This window comes from Methylibium sp. (genome assembly GCF_013817345.1).
Taxonomy (GTDB): Bacteria; Pseudomonadota; Gammaproteobacteria; order Burkholderiales; family Burkholderiaceae_C; genus Methylibium.
The window spans coordinates 15,278-40,455 of record NZ_JACDCW010000002.1 but is presented as its reverse complement, the minus strand read 5'-3'; the positions used below and the strand labels follow the sequence as shown (position 1 = coordinate 40,455).

The 25,178-nt window shown below is 67.1% G+C and carries 22 protein-coding genes; 1 reads left to right on the top strand and 21 read right to left on the bottom strand.

The window, feature by feature from the left end:
• Positions 1–68 precede the first annotated feature (68 nt).
• From H0W40_RS00710 to H0W40_RS00690, 5 genes are all read right to left on the bottom strand, one after another.
• Complete coding sequence (locus H0W40_RS00710; protein ID WP_292442063.1) at positions 69–1,643, bottom strand: glucan biosynthesis protein; 1,575 nt, start codon at positions 1,641–1,643, stop codon at positions 69–71.
• 209 nt (positions 1,644–1,852) lie between these two features.
• A complete protein-coding gene (gene bioB / locus H0W40_RS00705) occupies positions 1,853–2,848 on the bottom strand; it encodes a biotin synthase BioB (protein WP_292442061.1) in 996 nt (331 codons plus the stop codon).
• A 63-nt stretch (positions 2,849–2,911) separates the two neighbouring features.
• Positions 2,912–4,282, bottom strand: a complete 1,371-nt coding sequence (locus tag H0W40_RS00700) for a TIGR03862 family flavoprotein (RefSeq protein ID WP_292442059.1) — start codon at positions 4,280–4,282, stop codon at positions 2,912–2,914.
• 2 nt (positions 4,283–4,284) lie between these two features.
• Positions 4,285–4,806, bottom strand: coding sequence for an ASCH domain-containing protein (locus tag H0W40_RS00695; RefSeq protein ID WP_292442057.1), 522 nt, complete (start codon positions 4,804–4,806; stop codon positions 4,285–4,287).
• A gap of 276 nt (positions 4,807–5,082) precedes the next feature.
• On the bottom strand, positions 5,083–6,747 hold the full coding sequence (locus H0W40_RS00690; protein WP_292442056.1) for a hypothetical protein: 1,665 nt from the start codon (positions 6,745–6,747) through the stop codon (positions 5,083–5,085).
• 76 nt (positions 6,748–6,823) lie between these two features.
• Between H0W40_RS00690 and H0W40_RS00685 the strand changes: the two genes are divergently transcribed.
• Positions 6,824–7,315 (top strand): DUF4426 domain-containing protein, encoded by a 492-nt coding sequence (locus H0W40_RS00685; RefSeq protein ID WP_292442055.1) that lies wholly within the window; start codon positions 6,824–6,826, stop codon positions 7,313–7,315.
• 90 nt (positions 7,316–7,405) lie between these two features.
• On the opposite strand, the gene H0W40_RS00680 is transcribed toward H0W40_RS00685, so the two are convergent.
• The 16 genes from H0W40_RS00680 to H0W40_RS00605 form a co-directional block, all read right to left on the bottom strand.
• A complete protein-coding gene (locus H0W40_RS00680) occupies positions 7,406–8,515 on the bottom strand; it encodes a PRC-barrel domain-containing protein (protein WP_292442053.1) in 1,110 nt (369 codons plus the stop codon).
• A gap of 177 nt (positions 8,516–8,692) precedes the next feature.
• Entirely contained in the window at positions 8,693–9,463 is a 771-nt protein-coding gene (locus tag H0W40_RS00675; RefSeq protein WP_292442052.1) for a PRC-barrel domain-containing protein, read from the bottom strand.
• 221 nt (positions 9,464–9,684) lie between these two features.
• Positions 9,685–10,590 (bottom strand): SDR family oxidoreductase, encoded by a 906-nt coding sequence (locus tag H0W40_RS00670; RefSeq protein ID WP_292442051.1) that lies wholly within the window; start codon positions 10,588–10,590, stop codon positions 9,685–9,687.
• Between the two features lie 167 nt (positions 10,591–10,757).
• Positions 10,758–11,711 carry a glutathione S-transferase family protein gene (locus H0W40_RS00665; RefSeq protein WP_292442048.1) on the bottom strand — a complete coding sequence of 318 codons (954 nt, stop codon included), beginning with the start codon at positions 11,709–11,711 and terminating at the stop codon, positions 10,758–10,760.
• 123 nt (positions 11,712–11,834) lie between these two features.
• Entirely contained in the window at positions 11,835–12,854 is a 1,020-nt protein-coding gene (locus H0W40_RS00660; protein ID WP_292442047.1) for an NADP-dependent oxidoreductase, read from the bottom strand.
• A 92-nt stretch (positions 12,855–12,946) separates the two neighbouring features.
• The gene (locus H0W40_RS00655) at positions 12,947–13,441 is read right to left on the bottom strand and encodes a PaaI family thioesterase (RefSeq protein ID WP_292442046.1); all 495 of its coding nucleotides are present in this window, start codon (positions 13,439–13,441) and stop codon (positions 12,947–12,949) included.
• Between the two features lie 55 nt (positions 13,442–13,496).
• Complete coding sequence (locus tag H0W40_RS00650) at positions 13,497–15,479, bottom strand: M3 family metallopeptidase (protein WP_292442045.1); 1,983 nt, start codon at positions 15,477–15,479, stop codon at positions 13,497–13,499.
• 6 nt (positions 15,480–15,485) lie between these two features.
• On the bottom strand, positions 15,486–15,770 hold the full coding sequence (locus tag H0W40_RS00645) for a Dabb family protein (RefSeq protein WP_292442044.1): 285 nt from the start codon (positions 15,768–15,770) through the stop codon (positions 15,486–15,488).
• Positions 15,767–15,985, bottom strand: a complete 219-nt coding sequence (locus tag H0W40_RS00640; protein WP_292442043.1) for a hypothetical protein — start codon at positions 15,983–15,985, stop codon at positions 15,767–15,769. Before H0W40_RS00640 ends, H0W40_RS00645 begins: the two co-directional genes overlap by 4 nt.
• Positions 15,986–16,061: 76 nt before the next feature.
• On the bottom strand, positions 16,062–17,237 hold the full coding sequence (locus H0W40_RS00635; protein WP_292442041.1) for an acetyl-CoA C-acyltransferase: 1,176 nt from the start codon (positions 17,235–17,237) through the stop codon (positions 16,062–16,064).
• A 160-nt stretch (positions 17,238–17,397) separates the two neighbouring features.
• On the bottom strand, positions 17,398–19,491 hold the full coding sequence (locus H0W40_RS00630; protein WP_292442039.1) for a 3-hydroxyacyl-CoA dehydrogenase NAD-binding domain-containing protein: 2,094 nt from the start codon (positions 19,489–19,491) through the stop codon (positions 17,398–17,400).
• A 211-nt stretch (positions 19,492–19,702) separates the two neighbouring features.
• Entirely contained in the window at positions 19,703–20,422 is a 720-nt protein-coding gene (locus tag H0W40_RS00625; protein WP_292442038.1) for an ABC transporter ATP-binding protein, read from the bottom strand.
• Between the two features lie 3 nt (positions 20,423–20,425).
• On the bottom strand, positions 20,426–21,241 hold the full coding sequence (locus H0W40_RS00620) for an ABC transporter ATP-binding protein (protein ID WP_292442036.1): 816 nt from the start codon (positions 21,239–21,241) through the stop codon (positions 20,426–20,428).
• Complete coding sequence (locus H0W40_RS00615; RefSeq protein WP_292442164.1) at positions 21,238–22,494, bottom strand: branched-chain amino acid ABC transporter permease; 1,257 nt, start codon at positions 22,492–22,494, stop codon at positions 21,238–21,240. Before H0W40_RS00615 ends, H0W40_RS00620 begins: the two co-directional genes overlap by 4 nt.
• A gap of 165 nt (positions 22,495–22,659) precedes the next feature.
• Complete coding sequence (locus H0W40_RS00610; protein ID WP_292442034.1) at positions 22,660–23,682, bottom strand: branched-chain amino acid ABC transporter permease; 1,023 nt, start codon at positions 23,680–23,682, stop codon at positions 22,660–22,662.
• A gap of 130 nt (positions 23,683–23,812) precedes the next feature.
• Positions 23,813–25,075 (bottom strand): branched-chain amino acid ABC transporter substrate-binding protein, encoded by a 1,263-nt coding sequence (locus H0W40_RS00605; protein ID WP_292442033.1) that lies wholly within the window; start codon positions 25,073–25,075, stop codon positions 23,813–23,815.
• Positions 25,076–25,178 lie beyond the last annotated feature (103 nt).

The following is a 25,178-nucleotide window of genomic DNA, read 5'->3' as shown; positions in this document are numbered from 1 at the left end:
CCACCGGGTCGAACCCTCACCCCCACCCTCTCCCGCAAGCGGGGAGAGGGAGTAATCCGGCTTGGACGCTAGGCCAGATTGCGTTCGGCCAGCGGCGGCGGGTTGTACTGGTACAGCCAGGTTTCGCTCATGGGCTGCCCGGCACTGCTGAGGAACAGGCGCAGATCGATGGGCTCCTCGTCGGGGGGCGGCACCACGTCGAACATCGCGCGCCAGCCGTTGATCGCGAGCAAGGGCCGCGCGGAGGTGATCTCGATCTTGCCGCGCGAGGCGGTGACGACCGCCTCGACCTTGGCTTTCGGGCCGAGCAGGCCCAGGTCGCCCCCGGCGAAGTCGACCGCGAAGCGCCACGAGAAGTGCTTGCGGGCCTGGCCGACGATGCCGCCCAACCCCGTACGCGTGGCCAGGCAGCGCGCCATCGGCGGCACGGCCGGCTGGGCGCCCCAGTGCAGGCGATACGAGAACAGCAATTCTTCGCCGGGCTGGGGTGCGCGATCGGGGTTCCACAGCACGACGATGTTGTCGAAGGTTTCGTCCACCGTCGGAATCTCGATGAGCTGCACCGAGCCGGCTTCCCAGCCGGCTTTCGGCTCCACCCACAGGCTCGGGCGCTTCTCGTAGAAGACGCCGTCGTCCTGGTAGTTGTCGAAGTCGCGGTCGCGCTGCATCAGGCCGAAGCCGCGCGGGTTGAGATCCTTGTACGCGTTGAAGCGCAGCGTGCGGGGGTTGTTCAGCGGGCGCCAGATCCACTCGCCTTCGCCGGTGAACATCTGCAGGCCGTCGCTGTCGTGGATTTCCGGGCGCCAGTCGTTGGCCATGCGGCGGTCGTTTTCGCCGGTCTGGAACATGCTGGTGAGCGGCGCGATGCCTAGCCGTTCGATCGTCTTGCGCGGGTACAGGGCCGCGTCGATGTCCATCACCTGGGTGTCGCCGGGCGTGATGAGGAAGCGGTAAGCGCCGGCAATGCTCGGCGAATCGAGCAGCGCGTAGACGGTGATGCTGCTGGCACCCTGCGCGGGCTTTTCGAGCCAGAACGAAACGAAGTTCGGAAACTCCTCGGGCCGCGGCAGGCCGGAATCGATCGCCAGGCCGCGTGCTGACAGGCCGTACTGCCATTGGCCGCCCACCGCGCGGAAGTAGCTCGCGCCGAGGAAGGCACAGATGTCGCGTTCCGGATCGGTGTGGAAGTTCAGCCGGAAGCCGGCGAAACCCAGGTCCTTCGGCAACTGGCTGCCCTGCACGCCGCTCTTGCCGTAATCGAACATCGACGGGTCGTAGGCGAGCTCGCGGGCCTGGCCGTCGACGAGCTCGTGAATGCGGACCGGGGATTTGAAAAAGAGCCCCAGGTGGAAGAACTGTGCTTGCAGGCGCAGCCGGTCGTCGCGCCACAACGCATGCTCGGGGCGAAAGCGGATCGCCTGGTGCTGGTCCCAGTCGAGCGAGTCGATGGCCGGAGGCAGTGTGGTGGGCGGCGCTTGGTAAGCCCGGGCCGCCAGCTCGCGCGCCCGGCCCTTGAGCCCCGCATAGTCGAAAGGCTGCGGCTTGCCGAGGGTCTCCAGCGTGGCCGCGCCGGCCGCATGGCCGAACAGGGTTTGTAGGGCTGCCGAGGCGGCCAGGCCGCCGACGAAGTGTCTTCTTTGCATGGAGCGGTCGTGTTGTCGTGGAAACCAGCTTGCCGCACGGGCCGCAGAGGCGAAGCGTCCGCTGACCGGGTCACCGCCCGGCGCTGACGCGATGCAACGACAGCGATGCAGCGAGCAACGACGCAGCGTAGCGGCCCGCCGGCGCCCGGTCTGTAGGACAGCAGCCAGAATTCTGTAAACGGCCGCGCCCTGCCGACGCGCAGGGGCGGTCAGACGGCGTGCAGACCCAGCGTCTCGAACAGCGCTTCGTCGCGTGCCACGTCCGGGTTGCCGGTCGTGAGCAGCTTCTCGCCGTAGAAGATGGAGTTGGCGCCGGCCAGAAAGCACAGCGCCTGGATGGCGTCGCCCATTTGCTGGCGGCCTGCGGACAGCCGCACGTAGGCCGTCGGCATGGTGATGCGCGCCACCGCGATCGTGCGCACGAACTCGAAGGGATCGAGCTTGTCGGTGCCGGCCAGCGGCGTGCCCTCCACCTGCACGAGCTCGTTGATCGGCACCGACTCCGGGTGCGGATCGAGGTTGGCAAGCTGCGCCACCAGGCCGGCCCGCTCGCGCCGGCTCTCGCCCATGCCGACGATGCCGCCGCAGCACACGTTCATGCCGGCCTCGCGCACATGGGCCAGGGTCTGCAGCCGCTCCTCGTACACGCGCGTGCCGATGATGCGGCCGTAGGCCTCGGGCGAGGTGTCGAGGTTGTGGTTGTAGTAATCGACGCCGGCTTCCTTGAGCGCCGCGGCCTGGGGCCGGCTCAGCATGCCGAGCGTGCAGCAGGCCTCGAGACCCAGCGACTTGACCTCGCGCACCAGTGCGGCCACTTTCTCGATGTCGCGGTCTTTCGGTTCGCGCCAGGCCGCGCCCATGCAAAAGCGCGTAGCGCCGGCCGCCACCGCGGCTTCGGCGGCGGCGCGCACGGCGCTCGGCTCCATCAGCTTGTCGGCTTCGACGCCGGTGTCGTAATGCACCGACTGCGGGCAGTAGGCGCAATCCTCCGGGCAGCCGCCGGTCTTGATGGACAGCAGGGTCGAGCGCTGCACTGCGTTGGCGTCGAAGTGCTCGCGGTGCACTTGCTGGGCACGGAACATCAGGTCGTTGAAGGGCAGGTCGAACAAGGCCAGCGTGGCTTCGACGCTCCAACGTTCGCACGCGGGGTGGAGGTGGCGCGCCTCGGAGCGGACCACGTGAACAGGCTGTACGGCGGCATTCATGAGAGGCTGTGCAAGGGGAGTTTCTGCAGATGCCGGGGGTTCTAACACAGGGTGCCGGCAAGATCAGGGAACGGTTGCCCTGCCGGCCAGCCAGTCGAGCGCGCCCTGCCCCGCCACCCGCCCGCTGGCCATGCTGGCCGTGAGGAGGTAGCCGCCCGTGGGCGCTTCCCAGTCGAGCATTTCGCCGGCGCAGAACACGCTCGGCACGGCGCGCAGCATCAGCCGTTCATCCAGCGATTGCAGGCGCACGCCGCCGACAGTGCTGATCGCTTCGGCGATGGGCCGGGGCGACACCAGCCGCAGCGGCAGGGCCTTGCATGCCGCCGCAAGCTGCACCGGGTCGTGCATCGCTTCCTTGCCGAGCACTTCATACAGCAGCGCTGCCTTGACGCCGGTGATGCCGAGCCGGCTCCTCAGTTGCGTGGCCAGCGTGCGCGGCCCGCGCGGACGCCCGACTTCCGCGGCGACGAACTCGGCGCTGCGGTCGGGAAGGAGGTCGAGGTGGATCGTCGCGGCGCCTTCTGCCGCGATTTCATCGCGCAGTGCGCTCGACGCCGCGTAGACCAGGCTGCCTTCGATGCCGGTGGCCGTGACGACGAACTCGCCCTGGCGCCGGAATTGCGCGCCGTGGCGGTCGGTGAAGGCCAGCACCACCGGCTTGATCGGCGCACCGGCGAAGCGCTCGCGGAAATGCTCGCTCCAGCCGATCGGCTGGCCGGCATGGCCCACGTCGAAACCGCAGTTCGAGGGCAGCAGCGGCGCCGTCTCCACGCCGCGGGCCGCCAGCGGCGCGGTCCAGGCGCCGTCCGAACCGAGCTGCGGCCAGCTCGCGCCGCCCAGCGCCAGCACCACCGCGTCGGCCTTCGCGGCGCGCTCGCCCTGCGGCGTCGCGAAACGCAGTGCGCCGTCTTCCGCCCACCCCTGCCAGCGATGCCGACTGTGAAAACCGACGCCGGCCGTACGCAGGCGGTGCAGCCAGGCGCGCAACAGCGGCGCGGCCTTGAGGTCGGTCGGAAACACGCGGCCCGAGCTGCCGACAAAGGTGCTGACGCCAAGCCCTTCGGCCCAGTCGCGCACCGCGGCCGGCGGCAGCACCTCGAGCCAAGCGCCGACCTCCTCAGTGCGCGGGCCGTATCTCGCGCAAAAGTCTTTCAGCGGCTCGCCGTGCGTGAGGTTCAGGCCGCCCTTGCCGGCCAGCAAAAACTTGCGGCCGACCGAGGGCATGGCGTCGTACAGATCGACGCGCGCCCCGCCGGCGGCCAGCACCTCTGCCGCCATCAGCCCGGCCGGCCCGCCGCCAATGACAGCCACCTTGGCCGCGGCCGGGGTGTCGCCGTCGATCCGGTGGCATTCGGTCGGCGCCGATGCGCCGCTCACAGTTGCGGATGACGCCGACGCCGACGCGCCCCCAGCGTCGCCGGCAGGCGCTGCCATGCTCACCCTGCGTCGCGCAGTTCTTGCGCAGGCGCGGCTGTCACCGGCTGGGGCCACACGATCTCGAAATGCTCGAGCACCAGCTCCAAGCTCTCGCTCGCCTCGAAGCCTTCGCGCTCGCCGCGTTCGGCGAAGTCCTGCCGGTGGGCGGTGAGCCACCAGCGCAGGCTCAGGTCGCCCTCGCCGGCCTCGAAGGCGAAACGGTCGTCGATGTCGTGGAAGTGGCGCAGCTCGACGTGGGTGTTGCGCACGATGGCGCGCGGCCGGCCGGCGCCGTCGAGCACCACGAGGTGGTCGCCCGGTTGCGGCAGGGGCTCGAGGTCCTTCTGGAAGTCGCGGTGCAGCGTGGCATGGGCGCGCTTGATGCCGCGGGCCACCAGATCGGCCAGTTCGTCGGCGAGCGGCCGTGTGTGGCCGAGGGCGCTGGCCGCGAAGCCTTCGACCTTAATACCGCACTGGCGCTGGTAGTCGAGCCAGAAGGGCTCGATGTCCTCGGCGCGGCCGGGTTGGGGCGACGCGCTCATCGAAGCGCCTTTGCCGCAGGGCGTTGCGCATGTCGCAACACCGGCATGGGGGGTCGCCGGGGTACAGCGAAAGTGCGAACGCGGATCGGTGTCATCTCAGTTGCTCCACGTGCTTCGCGCAACCCACGACGCATGAACCGTCGCAGCCAGGCAGACGCCGCAGATCCGGCTTCGCCGGTCTGCTGGCGTCGCCCCCTCGAGGGGGAGGCGCCGCAGGCGCTTCGGGGGTGGTTCATTCAGGCAGTTTGACATGCGACCCCGGCCGCGAGCGGCAGGCTATGCGCTGCGAAACCGGGTCGCCTTCACGAACACGATCGCCAGCAGCGGCAGCACCAGACCGATCGCGGTCGCGGTGATGAACAGCCACCCGAGTTCGCCGTAATCGGCCGGCACCTGCACCGCCCCGCCGGGGGCTTTCACCTCCCGCGTGACGAGGAACACCTCGTTGAGGTACTTCGTGCCGAGCTGCGAGGCCGACAGCGCGAGGTTCGTGAACGAGGCCATGACGGCGAAGAAGGTCGCTTTCAGACGGTCCGGCGCCGAATTGGCGATCCACGCCAGCATCGGCACCATGGCGATCTGGCCGAGCGGCGACTCGAGCGCCGTGTCGATGAGCGCAATCGCTCGGGCGTCGATCACGCCGCCCGTGAGCGCCGCTGTCCATTCGTGCAGCCCGTAGTACATGCCGACGATCGGCAGGCTGAGCAGCGTGCTGGCGACGGTGAGCAGGCCGACGATGTAGGCGATCGAACGCTCCGCCATGAAGCGGCGGAAGATGAACAGGCCCGCCAGCGTCAGCACGCTGCCCAGCAGCGACAGCATGGCGATGAACTGCTGGTCGAAATCGAGCTCGTCGATCATCCACCAGGTCGAGCCCGCGCCCGGGCCGGGCATGGCCCGGAACACGAAGATGACCACGGCCGTGCCGACCAGCACGTTGCGCGCCTCGGCCGGCAGCTCGCGCGTGAGCTGCCGGATGAGGAACAGCACGATCGCCATCGAGGCCACGAAAATGATCTCCTGCCCCGCCGCCACGTCGCCCAAGCCGACCGCCACGGCGACGGCCGCGAAGGAGAGCCCGCCGCCGAGGATCCACCAGTTGATCGGCGGGGGCTCGCCGTGCGGGTTCATCATCGTGCGCAGTTGCTCGTCCGAGAACCCCTTCCCGGCGAGCCCGGCCGCCTGGCGCCAGCGCAACCACAGGCCGAGCGCCACGCCGAGCACCGACACCACCGGAATGATCAGCGCGAGTTCGTAGATGCGCAGGTAGAGCCGGGCCAGCTCGTCGGGAGGCAGGGCGCCGGCGTCCCGCAGCAGCACCACGTTGGCCACCGAGATCAGCACCGAGCCGCCGATGATCGCCACGCGGCCGAGCGTCTGCATGGTCGTGTGCATGGAGCGCAGCATGGCCGGCGCGATGGGCCGGCCTTCGCTGTCGAAACGCGGAACGGCCTCAACCGTCATGGCGTCGGCCACCGTGTCCTGTACGACATAACCGATGGGTGCCAGCAGCGCGGACAGCACGAACCAGGCTTCCACCGTGGCCACCGCCTGCATGGCTTCGGTGTGCCCGAGCAGCCCGATCATGATGAAGAGGCTTGCGGCGATCAGGCCGGCGCCGATGAACACGAGGCCGGCCTTCCAGCGCCACAGCAGATCGACGAGGTGCCCGAGCGGCATCTTGAGCGACCATGGCAGCGTGGCCCAGAAGCCGAGTGCGGCGAGGAACTCGGCCGACAGCCCCAGACGCTCCTTCACGTAGAAGGTGCCGACGATGGCGGTGAGCCCCGAGATGCCTGCGGCGACATACACCATCAGCGGCGGCAGGTACGACCACCGCATTTCGCGGCCGAGCCCGAGGACGTTGCGATCCGCCCACCGCCGCAACGCAGCGGCCGCGCTTGCAAACGAGGACGAGTTCGCGGCGGGATCGGTACTCATCGCGCGGAACATATCAGGTCGGGCGTGGCCTCGCAGCGCTTGCGACCCCTGGGCATGTCGGTTGCTGCAAATCGGCATGCTGAAACACCTGATTCCCACGCTGTTCCTTGCCGCAACGGCCACCGTTGCAAGCGCCCAGGGCGGCGCCGTCGACCGCAACGACGCTGCGGGCCGCGGCGGTCCTGCCGTTCAAGTATCCGAATTCGGCCGCTACACGCTGCGGGCCAACGCGGTCAACAGCGAGTCCCTGGCGCCTGGCACGGCAGAAAACCACGGCATCGAGCGCGCGGCCGACCGCGCCGTGCTGAACCTCGTGGTTCTCGAGCGCAAGGACGGACGGCAGATGCCGGTGCGGGCCGAGGTCAGCGCCACCCAGCGCAATCTGCTCGGGCAAACCGAGGCGATCGAAATGCGCGAAATCGAGCAAAACGGGCGTGTGTCCTATCTCGGCACTTTCGGCCTTGCCCCCCTGCGAAATTTCAGCTTCACGATCACTGCACGGCCGGTCGGCGGCGGCGAGCCGATGACGATCGAGTTCGAGGACCGTCTGATCGCACGCGACCGATGAGCCTTCGCTACAGGCGTATCAACGGCAGCCGGTTCGGCGGGCCTGCGCCGCTCACCCGCAGGGGTTGAGCGATCGCAGGCCGCCTCACGGTCAGCGACCCGGTTCGATCGTGTAATTGCTGGTGAACTCGTCCTTGCTGATACGGTTGTCGCCGTTCTTGTCGAAGCGCTTCCAGTTGCGGTCCACATCCGCCGTGTCTTTGACCTCGGCCTTGTCGAGCGAGCCGTCCTTGTCGTCGTCCAGGCGCGAGAACAGCCCCGCAGGCGGGGCGTCAGAACCGGCCATGCTGCCGCCGTTGGCGCCAGACGTGGCGGCCATGCCGCCGCCAGCTGACGCCGGCAGCGCGGTCACGAAATAGCGGTCGATGTCGGCGACCCACACACGGTCGTTGAGATTTTCGTAGCGGCTGTCGGGAAAGTTCTTCATCGCCTGGAGCTTGGACTTCGTGATGTCGAGCACGAGTTCGTCCTTGCCGTCGGTCAACTTGAACGACGTCAGCGGGAAGGCGTAGTTCTGATCCGGCGAGACCCAGCTCGGGTCGAATTCGAGCACGGCGTAGTGCACTTTCTGCGTGGCCATGTTGATGATCAGCTCTTCGATCTCGCCGATCTTCTCGCCGCTTTTGCTGTTCACGTCCTTGCCGATCAGGTCGCTCGCGCGGTGCGCCCGCGCGCCGCGTGTCGGCTGCTTGATGCCCTGTACCGTGTCGAGCTTGGCGAGGTAGTCGGGGTCGTTCCAGATGCCGTCGTCCCAGCCGGCTCGGTCGATCTTCCCGCGCTCGAGCTTGGCTTCGCTCATGTTGTAGACCACGTCGTCGCGATCTGCGGCAATGCGCAGCTCGGTAGTCGGCACGGCGTACAGCTCCTCGCCCTGCAGGATGCCCGGATCGAACTTCAGGATCGCGTAGCGCACGTCGCCGGTATTCATGTTGACGATCATGTCGCCGATCTCCCCAATGTTGTCGCCCTTGGGGTTGCGCACGCTCATGCCGATCATTTCGCTGGCACGCACGCCGCGGTACTGCGTTTTCTGGGCAGCCTTGCTGCCGGTGGTTGCACTGTTTGCCTGAGCCTTGTCGGCGCTGGTGCTGGTTTGCGCATGGCTCGGCATGGAAAAGCCCATGGCGATGGCGGCCGGCACGACGGCGAACCGGGCGAGTCTGGAAAGGGTTGTAGTGCTCGAGAGGGTTGTGTTGCGCATGGTGCTTCTCCTGGTCGAAATAGAGGACTGCTTCGCGAGCCCGAAAAGCGTTGGTACATCTTGAGCCGGCAAGCAAGATGCCTGTGCCGCCGTGTTGAGTCAGTCGTCCGTTTCAGGACGATCAGACGCCCGGGAAATAAACGACACCGGTGACCTTGCCGCCCGGCTCAACGTGATTCAGCTCCGTTCGTGACGGGCTTGAAGCGCCGACTCGCCCTCGCCCGACAGCGGCGCATTGCGGTCGTAGGGCGGGCTGGCCTTGACCGCTTCGCGCGTGAGCTTCACCCGCACTTGGCGGGCGCTCCAGTCGACGCTTTCGATGGCCTCGGGCGACACCAGCACGAGCCGCCCCGGCAGCCAGTTGCGCGTGTCGACGACGGCTTGGCGTATTTGCCAGGAGCGCTCGTCGAACAGGAAATCCTCGATGTGGCCGATGCTGCCGTCGCCGGCCTCGATGTGGTAGCCGATCACCTCCTTGCTGCTGCGCAGGTTCGGGTCGGCGGCGGCGTCCTCGGCCTGCGCGGCGCGCTGCGAAAGCTCACGCGCCCGGCCGTCTTCAGCCTGCGGTACAGCCATCGCACCGACCGTCAGCGGATACGCCGCCGCACCCCACAAGCCGGTGCCGGTCCAGTAGTAGGGATAGCCGTAGTGATCGGAGAAGGCAATCTCGTGCTGCCGGGAGACCGGCTTGTCGGCGTCGATGCCCGGCGCGTCTTCGATCTGCTGGCGCGACAGGGCCACGGTGAGCCGTTGCTGGTCGCGGTCGAGCCGCTCTATCGAATGCGGAGAGATGAGCACCTTGCGGCCGGACAGCCAGCCGCCGGTGTCCACGACGAGATGCCGGATCACCCAGTGCCGGTCGTCGAAATAGACCTCGCGCACGCGACCGATTTCGCCATCGCGGGCGTCGAGCTTGAACCCTTCGAGTTGCCTGGTGCTGAAGAGCATGGTCGGATCCTCCAACAAAGTTGACGTTTCGTTACGGGCAGAGCTTGTGCCCGCGGAGGGACGGCGACTGCTTCTTGCGGACCTGCGGGTCGCCCGCGATGACCCCGCTTCCGTTGGCGGGAAGCGGTGCGGCAAAACGATCCGCCACTGCGAGGTCGGGCTTTCCCGGCCCGCTCTGGAATGCAGATCGACGAGCGGCGCGAAAGGCCGCCCGCTAGGGCTCAAGCCTGCACGCGCAGCGCTCGGCGCAGCTTCTTGCCGATCTCGGGCCTGCCCGCGAACGGGTCGGTCGGATTGCGCGGCAGGAGGATGTCTTCGAGCCGCGTCTGCACGCCGGCCAGCGCCTGCGGGTGGCTGTAGATGTAGAAGCGCTTCTCGCGCACGGCGTCGAACACCGATTGCGCCACCTGCGCGGCGCTCACCTTGCCCGAGTTGACCGCCTTGTCGCTCATCGCCTGGGCGACGAGTTGGCTCGCGGTCGGCTTTTGTGCAGCCATCGCACCCGGGCGGTTGCGCTGGCTGCGGCTGATGCCGGTCGGCACGAAATACGGGCACAGCACCGAGGCGCCGACCTGTTCGGTAACGAGCCGCAGATCCTGGTAGAGCGTTTCGCTGAGCGCCACGACGGCATGCTTGCTGACGTTGTAGACGCCCATGTTCGGCGCGTTCACCAAGCCGGCCATCGAAGCGGTGTTGACGATGTGGCCCCGGTAGTCCGGGTCGGCCTGGGCGGCGGCCAGCATCATCGGCGTGAAGACGCGCACGCCGTGGGCTACGCCCATGAGGTTGACGCCGACGACCCATTCCCAATCGGCCAGCGTGTGCTCCCAGATCAAGCCGCCGGCACCGACGCCGGCGTTGTTGAAGACCAGGTGCGGCGCGCCGAAGCGCTTTTCGGTGGCGGCACCCAACGCCTCGACCTCTGCGGCCTCGGCCACATCCACGCGCATCGACAGCACGGACGCGCCCGAACTGCTGATTTCGGCAGCGGCCTGCTCGAGCGCATCGGCCTGCACGTCGGCCATCACGACGTTCATCCCCTCGCGGGCGGCAATGCGTGCTGCCTCCAGCCCAAAGCCGGAACCGGCGCCGGTAATAACGGCTGTTCTCTTGCTGAGATTCCTCATTAACAAACCAGTCTAAACGTCTGACAAACAACGGATTCTGATTCGGACAAACGGCAGTCAGAAACCTATTTTCCAAAGATCGAGCACGGCGCTAAAGTCTGACTAAAAACCGGATAAATATCTAAACTGTTTGTTCATGATTAATTCTTAAGTCGTTGATTTATAAGCTAGGGAGTGAACTTCTTGATCTGAAAGCCGATCCGCGGGAAGTGCACGACCACCGCACCGGCGCGTTCATCCTCACGGCGAACCGCCACTTCGTCCGCACTCAGCCCGACCAGTTGCCCGAGGACGAGATCGCTGCCGTAGTCGGTGGCAGCCACGCTGACCGTCTCGCCGGCTTCGAAGCCCAGGCCGGCCTGAACGGCACTCGGCTCGCGTGCCCCGGCACCGGCACTGGCGGCGAGGCGCAGCGCTTCGGCGGCATCGACCTTCTCGCCGGGCTGGCCCTGCCCCAGGGCTTGAACCCGCTCGTACCACGCCGCCAGACGCGGGCAGGCGTCGAGCACGCCGGCCACCGGCGGTGCACGGCGGATGAACCAGATCGGGTGCGCCACCGAAAAGTCGGCAATGCTGACCTCGTCGCCGCCGAAGAAGGCCCGCCCGTCGGCCAGTTGCCCTTCGAGCCAGGCCAGGTAGATCTGCAATTGCACGCTGCCGTCGGCCACGGTCGGGCGGCGGAAATGGGGCGACATGGCGGCGCGGTCAGCGCCGAAGACCTTGATCGCCTCGGGCGGCGCATTGTTGAAGATCGAGGCCAGGCCAGCCGGCTGCATCGTGTACGGAATCGCCGTCCAGAACAGGGCGCTGTCGGCCCAGTGCGAGAGCAATTCGGCGCTGCCGGCCGAAGCCGGCGGATAGAGCGTGGGCTCGGGCGCGAGCCGCTCCAGCACCCGCGCGATGAGCGCGCTGTCGCAATAGATGTCGGCGCCGATCTGCAGGAAAGGGGTGCGCCGGTAGCCGCCGGTCAGGGCCACGACGTCGGGCTTGGGCAGGACCATGGGCACGGTCACGCTGCGCCAGGCGAGCCGCTTGTAGCCGAGGATGAGGCGCACCTTCTCCGAGAAGGGCGAGGTGGCGTAGTGGTGGAGGATCAGATCGCTGGCGGTGGGGTGGCTCATGGGGCTCCGGGAAGTGGTGATCGAGGTGGTGCGGCAACAGCAGCGCACGGCCGGCCGGATTGGGCAGTGTTTCGGCCAGCCGGCCGCTCTCGTCTCGAACGCCCTGCCCCGACCGGTTCCGGCTCAGACCAGCTTGACCAGCTGCTTGCCGAAATTGCGTCCCTTGAGCAGACCGAGGAAGGCCTGCGGTGCGCTCGCCAGCCCTTCGGCTACCGTTTCTCGGTACTTGAGCTTGCCGGTGGCGACGGCCGTGCCCAGTTCCTTGAGCGCAGGCGGCCAAGCCTCCATGTGCTCGCTGACGATGAAGCCTTCGATCTTCAGCCGCGACATCAGGATCAACGACGGGTTGGCCATGGGGATCGGCTCGCCGTTGTAGCCGGCGATCATTCCGCACACCGCTATTCGGCCGAAGGCGTTCATGCGCAGCATCACCGCGTCGAGGATCATGCCGCCGACGTTCTCGAAGTAGCCGTCGATGCCTTTCGGGCAGGCGGCCTTGAGCGCACCCGAGAGCGACTTGAGGTCGGGGTGCTGCTTGTAGTCGATGCAGGCGTCGAAGCCCAGTTCTTCAGTCACGTAGGCGCACTTCTCGCGGCCTCCGGCCAGGCCCACGGCCCGCGCACCGCGCGCTCTCGCGAGTTGGCCGACCACGCCGCCCACCGCGCCGCTGGCCGCGCTCACGACCACCGTTTCGCCCGGCTTGGGCGCAATGATCTGGGTGAGGCCGTACCAGGCCGTCACGCCCGGCATGCCGACAGCGCCCAGGTAGGCGGACAACGGAAGGTGCGTGGTGTCGACCTTCTGCAGCACACCGCGCTGGCCGGCATCCACGAGTTGGTAGTCCTGCCAGCCGCCCATGCCGACGACCATGTCGCCCACCGCGAAGGCGGTGTTTTTCGAGGCCACCACTTCGCCAACCGTGCCGCCGATCATCACCTCACCCAGCGGCTGCGGCTGCGCGTAGCTCTTGCCTTCGCTCATGCGCCCGCGCATGTAGGGGTCGAGCGAGAGGTAGTGGTTGCGCACGAGCACCTGGCCGTCCTGCAGCTCCGGCACTTTCGTCTCCATCAGCTCGAAGTTCGCAGCGCTCGGCTCGCCCTCGGGGCGGGAGGCGAGCACGATCTGTTGGTTGATCAGGGTCATGGTGGGGTCCTTTTGGGAAGGGTCGTGTCGATGCGCATCCGGGGCGGTGGGTCGGTTGGAGGCAGCGGCTGGGGCAAGGGTTCGCTCGTCGTTCAATCGGAGCCGCTGCCGCCAGACACTGGCGGCTCGCGCGTTTGCAGCGGCGCGAGCGTGCGCCGGTCGGTGGGCAGCGCGCGCAGGTACTTGAAGGTGGCCGTCGCATGCGCGCACAAGGCCCCGTCTTCACCGAAGACGCTGCCCTCGCAGAACGCCAGCGTCATGCTTCGGTGCAGCAGCTTGCCGGTGCCGCGCAGGCGGCCCTGGCCGGGTCGCATGAAGCTCGTCTTCATCTCGATGGTCACCACGCCGGGGCCGTGATCGACCGGCCCCACGCCGGTGGCATCGGCTGCCGTCATGTTGACGCTGCGCGCGGCATGCGACATCGCCACGTCGAGCAAGGTCATCGTCAGGCCGCCGTGGGCGACGCGAAAGGAGTTGAGGTGCTCCTCGCGCAAAGCCACCACGATCTCGGACTCGCCGCCGCCCAGGCGCACGAGTTCGAAGCCGAGCTGTTCGGTGAAGGGAATGTGAACGGGGAACTGCAGCATTGAAAAAGGTCCGTGGGAGTCGTGATGTTCGTGACGGTGGCGGGCGCACGCACGCTCAATGCGCGAGCCACTCGAAGAAAGCGTTGTTGTTCGGCGCCCGGCCGAGAAAGCGGGTGACCAGAATGGTGGGCTCGAACTGCCCGCCGTGGGCCAGCACGGTGTCACGGTAGCGCCGGCCGGTGGCGGCGTCGAGCGGGTCGGCGTCGAACGCGGTGTAGAGGTCGCGCGCCGTGGCCAGGCTCCACAGGTAGGCGTAGTAGCCCGCGCCGTAGCCGCCGGCCAGATGAGAGAAGTTGGCCGGGAACGTCGTGCCGGCCTCGTGCGACAGCGGTGTGGCGGCTTCCATGCGCGCCCACAGCGCCATCGGCTCGGCGACGTCGGCTGCGTGCAGCGCCAGGTCGTAGCTGGCGTACAGATGCTGGCGTGCAAACCGCAGGCCCTTGCCGAAGCTGCGCGATTGCCGCGCGCGCGCCAGCAAATCGGCCGGCACCGGCTCGCAGGCCGCACACACGTCCTGAAAGAGCGCGAGCACGCGGGCGTCGTAAACCCATTCCTCCAGCATCTGCGAGGGCGCCTCGACGAAGTCGAGCTCGACGCTGGTGCCGGCCTGGCCGGCATAGCGCGTGGTCGACAGCGCCGTGTGCAGCGCGTGGCCGAATTCGTGCAGCAGCGTCTCCAGCTCGTCCAGGGTGAGGCCGCGGCGGTCGAAGTTGGTGACCAGCGCAGCCGCCGGCCGCTGGCCCGTGCGGGTGGAAGAGCCCTGCAGCGACCACACCGCCGCGTGGCCGTATTTGTTCTCGCGCGGATACAGATCGAGGTAGAGCGTGGCCAGCCGTTGTCCGCCGCTTTGCTCGAACACACCGTAGGCGCGAGCGTCGGGATGCCAGAGCGCCTGCTCCAGCGGCTCGAAGCCGACGCCGAACAAGCGGCCGGCCAACGCGAACACGAAGTCGACGCTGGCCTGGGGCGGAAAGTGACGGCGAAACCGCTCCTGGTCCAGCGCGAAACGCTCGCGTTTGACGCGTTCGATGTAGTAGCCGATGTCCCAGCGTTTCAACGGCGTGCCGGCGAGCGGCTGTTGCAGCTCGCTCGCTTTGGCGCTGCGCAGGTCGGCCAGGTCGATGCGCTCGCGCGCTTGCACCACCGCCTTCACCTCGTCGAGAAAGGCCTGCACCGTCGCAACGTTGCGCGCCATGCGGCGGCGCACCTGGAACTCGGCGTAGCTTTCGAGGCCGAACAGTTGCGCATACGCCCAGCGCTTGCTTGCAAGCGCTGCGAGCCTGTCGAGATTGAGCTGGCCGCCGCGGGCATGGAAGGCACGCCACATGCGCTCCCGCGCCGCCGGGTCGTGCGCCGTTTCCATCACCGGGCCATAGACGGGATAGTCCAGGCCGAGCAGCACGCGGCCCTGCGGGTCGCGCGGGGCCTCGCGCCACACCGCTGCCGGCACGCCGTTCAGCTCGGGCTCGGTAAAGGCGACGAGGGTGTCGTCCTCGCGCACCTGCCGCTCGAAAGCCTGCGACAACTCGGCCATCTCGTTGCTGAGCCGGCGCGCCGTGGCACGGCGCGGCGCAGGCAGCGCGACGCCGGCATCTTCGAATGCGGCCAGCAGGTCTTCGCGCATCTGGCGGTCGATCGGATCGAGCGGCGCCAGTGCCTCTAACCGGGCGTGTATTTTCGCGTTCTGGTAGAGCCGGCTGGCGAAGTCCTGAAAGCGAAGGGTGCAGGCCTCGGCGGCGTCGCGCACCGCCGTGTTCGGGTGAACGTGCGCCTGAAAGGCGATCGGCGCCAGCTGCTCGTCGACCGCCTGGGTGATGCCGTCCATGCCGGCCAGCACGCCGACCTTGCTGTCGGCACCGGCCGCGACGCGGCGCTCACGCCGCGCCACATCGCCCAGCAAGTCAGCGCACTGCGCTTCGACCTGGGCAACGCTGCGAGCGACGGGAAAGACCTGAAACGCAGCAGCAGCATCCTTCGCCGCCGCGGTGGATGCGCACATCGAAAACATTGCAGCACCGGCCAGTCGACGCAGGCGCATGGCCGTTCAAGGCCGCTCGAAATCGACCACCCGCCGCTCACGGCGCAGGGGTCCGAGTTGCGCGGCGACGGCCTGGTGCTGAGGATGGCTCTGGTAGGCCTCGAGCGCAGCGGCATCGGCGAAGGCCGAGACCAGCACCACGTCGGCATTGGCCTCCAGGCCCTGCGTGCGGATGCCGACCGCGAAGCTCGGCATGCCCGGCACGAGGTTCGCGCAGCCATCGAGCAGTGCCTTGAAGCGGGGCGCGTCGGCCGCGTCGTGCAGCGTCCAGATAACGATGTGGTGGATCACCGCGGCGTTTCCTTGTCCGGCAGCTCCGCCGCGTCGCCGCGCCGGGAACGCAGCCAGATCATCAGCACGCCGACCAGTATTGCCAGGCCGCCGCCCCAGCTCAGGCTGTGCCCGAGCGCGGCGTTGTCGTCGATCACCCACAGGCCGAGCATCGCAATGAAGATGCCGCCATAGATCAGCACCCAGGTCAGTTTTTCGAGTCGTACGGTCTTCATCTCGTTTGTTCCGGTTTCGCTGCTGAGACGCATGAGCATGCCGTGTCCGCGATCAACGCGGCAGGTGGCGGCGCACTCACAGCACCTCGAACACGCCGGCCGCGCCCATGCCGCCGCCGATGCACATGGTCACGCACACCTTCTTCGCGCCGCGGCGCCGGCCTTCGATGAGCGCATGCCCGGTAAGGCGCTGCCCGCTCACGCCGTAGGGATGGCCGACCGCGATGGCGCCGCCGTTGACGTTGAGCCGATCCATCGGGATGCCCAGGCGTTCAGCGCAATAGAGCACTTGCACCGCGAAGGCTTCGTTGAGTTCCCACAGGTCGATGTCGGCGACCGTGAGGCCCAGGCGCTCGAGCACCTTGGGCACGGCAAAGACGGGGCCGATGCCCATTTCGTCGGGCTCGCAGCCTGCCACTGCGAAGCCGAGGAAGCGACCCAGGGGCTTCAAACCGTTCTTCTCGGCGAACGCATCGCTGACGATCACGCAGGCGCCGGCGCCGTCGCTGAACTGGCTGGCATTGCCGGCAGCGATCACGCCACCCGGGATTGCCGGCTTGATGCCGGAGACCGCCTCCACGGTGGTGCCGGGTCGCAGGCCTTCGTCGGCGCTGACCGTGATCTGCTTGCTGTGCAGGCCCCGCTGCGGATCGGCCACACCAGCGGTCACCGTGATAGGCGCCAGCTCGTCGTTGAACTTGCCGGCCTCCTGCGCCGCACAGGCGCGCTGCTGGCTGCGCGCGCCGTACTCGTCCATGCGGTCGCGGCCGATCCTGTAGCGCTTGGCCACCTGCTCGGCGGTCTGCAGCATGTTCCAGTAGATCTCGGGCTTGTGTTCGATCAGCCAGGGGTCGGTGATCATGTGGCGGTTGGCTTCGTTCTGCACGCAGGAGATGCTCTCGACGCCGCCCGCCACGTACACGTCGCCCTCACCCGCGACGATGCGCTGGGCGGCCATGGCGATGGTCTGCAGGCCGCTGGAGCAGAAGCGGTTGACGGTCACGCCGCTGGTGGTCACCGGCAGGCCGGCGCGCAGCGCGATCTGGCGCGCGATGTTGCTGCCGGTGGCGCCCTCGGGGGTGGCGCAGCCCATCAGCACGTCGTCCACCAGGGCGCCGTCGATGCCGGCGCGTTCGATGGCCGCCCTGACCGCGTGACCGCCGAGGGTGGCGCCGTGGGTCATGTTGAAGGCGCCTTTCCAGCTCTTGGCCAAAGGCGTGCGGGCGGTGGAGACGATGAGGGCTTGGGTCATTTCGACATCCTTCGAGTTCGGCTTGTTTTCGAGTGGCGGGCCGGGCCCTCACCCCAGCCCTCTCCCAGAGGGAGAGGGGGCAATTCAGGGTTCCTGCGTTCAGGGAAAGCGAGGGGTTGCAGCAACGTCCTTCAATGCCCGGCGCAGGCGGAAGTTCCTGTCAGGTGAAAGTTTTCCCTTCGGCAGCCAACCGAGCCAGCAGCGGGGCGGGTTGCCAGACCTCGGCGTCGTCGTTGGGGTTCATTGCGAAGCGCTTCATCGCTTGCACCACGTTGAAGAGACCCTGCGTGTCGGCGTAGCACATCGGCCCGCCGCGGTGAAGCGGAAAGCCGTAACCGGTGAGGTAGACCATGTCGATGTCGGAGGCACGAGAGGCGATGCCTTCGTCGAGAATCTTCGCGCCTTCGTTGACCAGTGAATAGACCAGCCGGTGCACGATCTCCTCGTCGCCGATCTTGCGCGGCGTGATGCCGAGGTCGGCACGGTGCTGCGCGATCATGTCCACCACGTCCTTCGACGGGATCGCATCGCGCTTGCCGGGCTGGTAGTCGTACCAGCCGGCGCCCGTTTTCTGGCCGAAGCGGCCCTTCTCGCACAGCAGGTCGGCGGTCTTGCTGTAGCGCATGTGGGGCTTCTCGACGTAGCGGCGCTTGCGGATCGCCCAGCCGATGTCGTTGCCGGCAAGGTCGCCCACGCGGAAAGGGCCCATCGCAAAGCCGAACCGCTCGCAGGCCTTGTCGACCTGCTCCGGCGTGGCGCCCTCCTCCAGCAGGAAGCCGGCCTGGCGCGTGTACTGCTCGAGCATGCGGTTGCCGATGAAGCCGTCGCATACGCCGGAGACGACGCAGGTCTTCCTGATTTTCTTGCCGAGCTGCATGACCGTGGCAAGCACGTCCTTGGCGGTCTTCTCGCCGCGCACCACCTCGAGCAGTCTCATCACGTTGGCGGGGCTGAAGAAGTGGGTGCCGATCACGTCTTCGGGCCGTCGGGTGAAGGCGGCGATCCTGTCGACATCGAGCGTGGAGGTGTTGCTGGCGAGGATGGCGCCGGGTTTCATCACCTCGTCGAGCGCCTTGAAGACCTTCTCCTTCACGCCCATGTCCTCGTACACCGCCTCGATCGCCATGTCCGCGTCTTTCAGGTCGGCGTAATCGAGCGTGGTCGAGAGCAGGTTCATGCGCTCGTCGTACTTGTCGGCCTTCAGCTTTCCCTTCTTGACCTGCGCCTCGTAGTTCTTGCGGATGGTCGCGACGCCGCGTTCGAGCGCTTCGGATTTTTGCTCCAGCATGACGACCGGGATCCCGGCGTTCAGGAAATTCATGGCGATGCCGCCGCCCATGGTGCCCGCGCCGATGACGGCCACCTTGTTCACCGGGCGCAGTGGCGTGTTGGCGGGAACGTCGGGAATCTTGCTGGCCGCGCGCTCGGCGAAGAACGCATGGCGCAGCGCCTTGGATTCCGGCGTCAGCATCAGCGCGGCAAAGGCTTCGCGCTCATAGCGCATGCCGTCCTCGAACCTGGCCTTGACCGCTTGTTCGATGCAATCGACACAGCGAACCGGCGCCGGGAAGTGCTTGGCCATGGCGCGCACGGTGTTGCGCGCGAACTGGAAATACGCGTCGGCGTTCGGATGCATCGCCTTCAGATCGCGCACGCGCGGCAGCGGGCGCGCGTCGGCCATCGAGCGCGCGAAAGCGACCGCGCCTTCGAGCAGATCGCCCTCGATGATTTTCTGGAACAGCTGCTGCCCGGGCGCCTGTGCCAGCAGCTCGCTCTTCACCGGCTCGCCGCTGACGATCATGTTGAGGGCGTTCTCCACGCCGATCGCACGCGGCAGCCGCTGCGTGCCGCCGGCACCCGGCAGCAGGCCGAGCTTGACCTCCGGCAGCGCAATGTTCGCGCCGGGCGAGGCCACGCGGTAATGGCAGCCCAGCGCCAGCTCGAGCCCACCGCCCATGCACACCGTGTGGATCGCTGCGACCACCGGCTTGCTGCTGTTTTCCACCGTCCGGATCACGCTCAGCAGGTTGGGTTCGGCCAAGGCCTTCGGCGACCCGAACTCCTTGATATCGGCACCGCCCGAAAAGGCCTTGCCGGCGCCTGTGATGACAATGGCGCGCACGGCGCCGTCCGCCTGCGCCCTCGCGAGCGCGTCGGTGATGCCGCGACGCGTCTCGAAGCCCAGGCCGTTGACGGGCGGGTTGTTCAGCGTGATGACGGCGACGTCGCCGTGCGCTTCGTAGATGGCGCTCATGGTCGGCCCTTCGGTGTTGAAAGCCGCCTCGGGCGGCAATAGCACGATCGTTCGATTCTGGATGGAAAGTGCTCGGGGGGGATGTCGCTGCAGTGACAAGACAGTCGGCGCAGCGCGGGCACTCGGTCGCGGCCATCGAGGCCGCTCCCTCGCCGATCGCTGCGCTGGTCGATTCCCGTGGTCCGGGGCCCCTCGCCCTTCGCTCCGCGCTCTAGACCTCCAGCCACTCCTTGCGAATATAGGCGTTGCCTCGCAAGTCGGCCGGCGTGCCCTCGAAGACGATGCGGCCGTGGCCCATGACGTAGCAGCGCTCGGAGATTTCCAGCGCGATGGTCAGCTTCTGTTCGACCAGCAGCACCGACAGGCCGCGCCGCTTGAGCTCCTTCAGGAACTCCGCGACCAATTCGACGACCTTCGGCGCCAGCCCCTCGGTGGGCTCGTCGATCATGATCAGCTCGGGGTCGCCCATCAGCGTGCGGCACAGGGTCAGCATCTGCTGCTCGCCCCCCGAAAGGACGCCGGCCTCGGTGTGCTGGCGATCCTTCAGGCGCGGGAACAGCTGGTACATGTCGTCGAACGACCAGCGCGGCTCCTTCTGACTGCCGTTCTCCCCGCGCTTGCGCCGCCCTTTCTCACCGAGCTGCAGGTTCTGGTGCACGGTGAGCTTGGGAAAGATGTCGCGGTTTTCGGGGACATAGCCGACGCCGCGGTGAGCGATGTCGAAAGCCTTGTGACCGAGGATCTCCTCGCCCTTCCACTTCACCGAACCCCGCCCGTTCACGAGGCCCATGACGGTCTTGACGGTGGTCGATCGGCCCGAGCCGTTGCGGCCCAGGATGCTGACGATCTCGCCCGGCTCGACCTCGAGCGACACGCCGTGCAGCACATGGCTCTTGCCGTAGAACGCGTGCAGGTCGGACAACTGCAGCATGGCTCAGGCCGGCGCCGCCGTGTTTGCCGCCTGCGCCGGCTGCTCGGCCGGCATCGAGCCGAGGTAAGCCTCCTGGACCTTGGCATTCGCCCGCACCGCCTCGGGCTCGTCGAAGGCGATCACCTCGCCGTAGACCAGCACCGCAATGCGGTCGGCCAGGCCGAACACCACGCCCATGTCGTGCTCAACGGTCAGCAGAGTCTTCCCCTCGGTCACTTCCCGGATCAGTTGAATGAAGCGCTGCGTCTCGCTCTTGCTCATGCCGGCCGTCGGCTCGTCGAGCAGGATGACGCTGGCGCCTCCCGCAATCGTGATGCCGATTTCCAGCGCCCGCTGCTCGGCGTAGGTCAGGTTCATCGCCAGCGCGTCGCGCTTGCGCTCGAGCTTGATCATCTCCATGACCTGCTCCGCGCGCTCGTTGGCGTCGGTCAGATCGGCGAGGAACTTCCAGAACGAATAGCGGTAGCCCAGTGACCACAGCACCGCGCAGCGGATGTTCTCGAACACCGACAACCGCGTGAACAGATTGCTCACCTGAAAACTGCGGGCCAGTCCCTTGCGATTGATCTCGTAGGGCTCCAGGCCGTCGATGCGTTCGCCGTGCAGGGCGATCTCGCCGCTGCTGATGGGAAAGCGCCCGCTGATCAGGTTGAAGAGCGTCGACTTGCCCGCGCCGTTGGGGCCGATGACGGCGACTCGCTCGCCCGGCCTCACCGCCAGATTGGCGCCGCGAATGATCTCGGTCTTGCCGAAGCGCTTGCAGACGTTTTTCAGCTCGACGGCGAAGGCCGATGAGCGGGTGGGCACGACCGCACTCACAGCGCATCCCTTTTTCGAATCTCATGCTCGATCTCTTCTTGCACCACGCCCCACTGCCGTGCGAACTCTCGGCGCGTCAGTTCGAACAGCGCCAGGCCGGTGAGCATCACGAAGCCGGCACCGAACCAGCTGTCCAGGCTGTGTGCGTCGAGCGGCACGCTCATGAAGCGCAGCGTGCTGCCCAGCGAAGTGCCGAGCTGCAGGTGATAGATCATCTCGATGATCGCCGCCGCGCCGGCCAGCATGACCAGCGCCGTGCCGCCCAGTGCCAGGTAGGACGTGAACAGCTTCCTGAGCTTGCCGTACGCCGCAACGCGCAGGTTCATCATGATCAGGCTCGCGATGCCGCCCGGTGCGTACATCACCATGAACAGGAAGATCAGGCCCAGGTAGAGCAGCCAGGCCTGCGTGAACTCGCTGAGCAGCACGAAAGCCACGATCATCAGGACGGCGCCGATGATCGGGCCGAAGAAGAAGGTCGTGCCGCCGAGAAAGGTGAACAGCAGGTAGGCGCCCGAGCGCGCCGCGCCGACCACCTCGGCCGTGACGATCTCGAAGTTGACCGAGTACAGCCCGCCCGACACACCGGCGAAGAAGCCCGCAATGATGAAGGCGAACCAGCGCACGCGCTGCAGGTTGTAGCCGATGAACTGCACGCGCTCGGGGTTGTCGCGCACGGCATTGAGCATGCGGCCGAGCGGCGTGCGCGTGAAGGCGAACATGGCGGCGGTGCACACGAAGGTGTAGAGCGCGATCAGGTAATAGACCTGGATCTGCGGGCCGAACGTGATGCCCGCCACCGCCTCGCCGACCACCCGGTTGCCCGACACGCCGGCCTCGCCGCCGAAGAACTCCGGGATCATCAGCGAGGCCGCGAACACCAGCTCGCCGATGCCGAGCGTGATCATGGCGAAGGGCGTGCCGGCCTTGCGTGTGGTCACGAAGCCGAGCAGCAACGCGAAGGACATGCCGGCCAGGCCGCCGACCAGCGGGATCAGGCTCACGGGGATCGGCAACTGGCCGCCGGCCACGCTGTTGAGCGCGTGAATCGCGAGGTAGGAGCCCAGGCCGGTGTAGACCGCATGGCCGAAGCTCAGCATGCCGCCCTGCCCCAGCAGCATGTTGTAGGACAGGCAGGCAATGATGGCGATGCCCATCTGCGAAAGCATCGAGCGCGACAGGCCACTGGTGAACAGCATGGGTGCGGCGATCAATACCACCGCGAACAGCCCCCAAACGAGCCAACGGCCCACGTTGTGCGGCTTGTAGTGGTAGACCTCCGCCGGCTTCCGGGAAAGCGTGAAGAGACCGTGGCGCGCAAGCCCGGCTGGCGTCGCCGGAAAGCTCAGCGGTACTCCTTGTACGGCGAGCACCGCAGGCTCAAGGTCAGCCGTCGCAGTCGGTCTGTTCATGCCGGCTCAGCCCTCCCGCGTGCCGAGCAAGCCCCTGGGCCGGAAGATCAGTATCAGCACCAGGAACAGGTACGGCAGGATCGGCGCGACCTGCGAGATGGTGAGGCTGAACACGCTGTTGCCGGCAACAGTGGGGCTGAGCGCGATGCCGAGCTGCTCGAAAGCGCTCGCCAGCGAGTAGTCGAGCGCGACGGCAAAGGTCTGCACCACGCCGATGATCAACGAGGCCAGGAAGGCACCCGACAGCGAGCCCATGCCGCCGACCACCACCACGACGAAGATCACCGAGCCGACGGTGTAGGCCATCGCCGGTTCGGTGACGAAGGTCGAGCCCCCGATCACGCCCGCCAAGCCCGCCAGCCCGGCGCCGGCGCCGAACACCAGCATGAACACGCGCGGCACGTCGTGGCCGAGCGCCTCGACCATTTCCGGGTGCGTGAGCGCCGCCTGGATGACCAGGCCGATGCGCGTGCGCGTGAGCAGCAGCCACAGCGCCAGCAGCATCATGAGCGCGACCAGCATCATGAAGCCGCGCGTGGCGGGAAACGGCGAGCAGATCACGCCGGCCGCACTGCACAAGGCCGGCGCGGCGGCGCCCCACACCATTTGCAGGCCCTCGGTAGGCGCACTCACCAGCGTGAAGGCCGGCCCCTGCAGGGCGGGCGGCGGCATGAAATCGACCGCGCCGCGGCCCCAGATCAGCGCTACCAGTTCCAGGATCACGTAGGAAATTCCGAACGTGACCAGCAGCTCGGGCACGTGGCCGAACTTGTGCACCTTGCGCAAGCAGGCCCGCTCGAACAGCGAGCCGAGCGCAAACACCAGCAGCGGTGCGAAGAAGAGCGCCGCCCAGAAGCCGACCAGTTGCGCCACCGTATAGGCGATGTAGGCGCCGAGCATGTAGAAGCTGGCGTGGGCGAAGTTCAGCACGCCCATCATGCTGAAGATCAGCGTGAGGCCCGAACTCAGCATGAACAGCAACAGCCCGTAGCTCAGGCCGTTGAGCATGGAGATTGCGAAGAATTCCATTCGGGTCGGTGGGTGGGATGTGCGCGGGCGTTGGGCTATGAGCCCGCGGCGTCAAAGGAAGGGGCTCGATGCGGGGTCACCGATCGAGCCCCACCGGCTCAGCAGCAGACGCCATGCGCCTGTTCGAGCGTCACGCCGGCCGCGACGAAGGGCGCTTCATCCGGCAGCTCGTCGGCGTGCTCGACACGTACGGCTCGAATGTCTTTACCGGTGCGAGCGTCATGCCCGTGTTTTCGGGGCTGTAGGGAAACTCGGCCGAGGCTTTTTGCCAGGTTGTCATGTAGAGCGTCTGCTGCAGTTGGTGATCGGCCCGGCGCATCTCGACGTCGCCGTTGAAGCTCTTGAACCTTAGGCCCTCCAGCGCTGCGGCCACCTTGACGGGATCGGTGGATTTCGCCTTGGCGATCGACTGCGACAGCGCGTTGAAGATGTGGATCACCGAGCCGGTGTAGAAATCGTCGTTGAACTTCTTCTTGTACTCGGCCTGCCACTCGCCCATCTGCCCGCCCATGTTGTAGTGGTTGTACGAGACCTGGAATATCTTGCCCTCGAAAGATTTGCCGATCGCCGTGGGCGTGCCGGAGACGCCCGTGTAGAAGGTGAAGAACTTGCCGTTGTAGCCGCCCTCGTTGGCCGCTTTCATCAGTAGCGTGAGGTCGGAGCCCCAGTTGCCGGTCACGATGGTGTCGGCGCCGCTGGCCCTGATCTTGGCGATGTAAGGCGAGAAGTCGCGCACCTGGGCGAGCTGGTGCAGGTCTTCGCCGACGATCTGGATGTCGGGGCGCTTGCGCCCGAGGATCTCCTTGGCGAACTTGGCAACCTGGTGACCGTGCGAGTAGTTCTGGTTGAGCAGGTAGACCTTCTTGACGTCGGGCAGGTCCTTGATGAAGGTGGTCATGGCCTCCATCTTCATGGACGTGTCGGCGTCGAAGCGGAAGTGCCAGTAGCTGCACTTGCTGTTGGTGAAGTCGGGGTCGACCGCCGAGTGGTTGAGGTAGACGATCTCCTTGCCCGGGTTGCGATCGTTGTGCTTGCCGACCGCATCGATCAGCGCCGCCGCCACTGCGGAGCCGTCACCCTGGGTGATGTAGCGCACGCCCTGGTCGATGGCGGCCTTCAGCGCCGTCAGGCTCTCGGTCGGGCTCAGCTTGTTGTCGAAGGCAATGACCTCGAACTTCACGCCGGCCGGATTGAGCATGGCGTCGTTGTTGAACTTGTCGGCAAAGAACTGGAAGCTGCGCACCTGGTTCTGGCCCACCGACGCCATCAGGCCCGACAGCGGGTCGATGAAGGCCAGCTTGACCGTCTCGCCCTTCTGCGCAAACGCCGCGCCGGCATTCAGGGCGAGGCCCGCGCCGACCACCAGACCGAACAAGCGCTTCCTGAATTGCATCGCTGCCTCCTTGGCGGCCGTCGGCCGTGCTGATTCGTCCACCGTACGAGCGTAAGTCTCAAGTTCACGCACCGGTTGAGGGACATCCCGACATGCACCTGTC

Excerpts from the sequence above, each read along its gene's own strand:
- H0W40_RS00710 (WP_292442063.1), bottom strand. The coding sequence starts at position 1,643 with ATGCAAAGAAGACACTTCGTCGGCGGCCTGGCCGCCTCGGCAGCCCTA.
- bioB (WP_292442061.1), bottom strand. The coding sequence starts at position 2,848 with ATGAATGCCGCCGTACAGCCTGTTCACGTGGTCCGCTCCGAGGCGCGC.
- H0W40_RS00700 (WP_292442059.1), bottom strand. The coding sequence starts at position 4,282 with ATGGCAGCGCCTGCCGGCGACGCTGGGGGCGCGTCGGCGTCGGCGTCA.
- H0W40_RS00695 (WP_292442057.1), bottom strand. The coding sequence starts at position 4,806 with ATGAGCGCGTCGCCCCAACCCGGCCGCGCCGAGGACATCGAGCCCTTC.
- H0W40_RS00690 (WP_292442056.1), bottom strand. The coding sequence starts at position 6,747 with ATGAGTACCGATCCCGCCGCGAACTCGTCCTCGTTTGCAAGCGCGGCC.
- H0W40_RS00685 (WP_292442055.1), top strand. The coding sequence starts at position 6,824 with ATGCTGAAACACCTGATTCCCACGCTGTTCCTTGCCGCAACGGCCACC.
- H0W40_RS00680 (WP_292442053.1), bottom strand. The coding sequence starts at position 8,515 with ATGCGCAACACAACCCTCTCGAGCACTACAACCCTTTCCAGACTCGCC.
- H0W40_RS00675 (WP_292442052.1), bottom strand. The coding sequence starts at position 9,463 with ATGCTCTTCAGCACCAGGCAACTCGAAGGGTTCAAGCTCGACGCCCGC.
- H0W40_RS00670 (WP_292442051.1), bottom strand. The coding sequence starts at position 10,590 with ATGAGGAATCTCAGCAAGAGAACAGCCGTTATTACCGGCGCCGGTTCC.
- H0W40_RS00665 (WP_292442048.1), bottom strand. The coding sequence starts at position 11,711 with ATGAGCCACCCCACCGCCAGCGATCTGATCCTCCACCACTACGCCACC.
- H0W40_RS00660 (WP_292442047.1), bottom strand. The coding sequence starts at position 12,854 with ATGACCCTGATCAACCAACAGATCGTGCTCGCCTCCCGCCCCGAGGGC.
- H0W40_RS00655 (WP_292442046.1), bottom strand. The coding sequence starts at position 13,441 with ATGCTGCAGTTCCCCGTTCACATTCCCTTCACCGAACAGCTCGGCTTC.
- H0W40_RS00650 (WP_292442045.1), bottom strand. The coding sequence starts at position 15,479 with ATGCGCCTGCGTCGACTGGCCGGTGCTGCAATGTTTTCGATGTGCGCA.
- H0W40_RS00640 (WP_292442043.1), bottom strand. The coding sequence starts at position 15,985 with ATGAAGACCGTACGACTCGAAAAACTGACCTGGGTGCTGATCTATGGC.
- H0W40_RS00635 (WP_292442041.1), bottom strand. The coding sequence starts at position 17,237 with ATGACCCAAGCCCTCATCGTCTCCACCGCCCGCACGCCTTTGGCCAAG.
- H0W40_RS00630 (WP_292442039.1), bottom strand. The coding sequence starts at position 19,491 with ATGAGCGCCATCTACGAAGCGCACGGCGACGTCGCCGTCATCACGCTG.
- H0W40_RS00625 (WP_292442038.1), bottom strand. The coding sequence starts at position 20,422 with ATGCTGCAGTTGTCCGACCTGCACGCGTTCTACGGCAAGAGCCATGTG.
- H0W40_RS00610 (WP_292442034.1), bottom strand. The coding sequence starts at position 23,682 with ATGGAATTCTTCGCAATCTCCATGCTCAACGGCCTGAGCTACGGGCTG.
- H0W40_RS00605 (WP_292442033.1), bottom strand. The coding sequence starts at position 25,075 with ATGCAATTCAGGAAGCGCTTGTTCGGTCTGGTGGTCGGCGCGGGCCTC.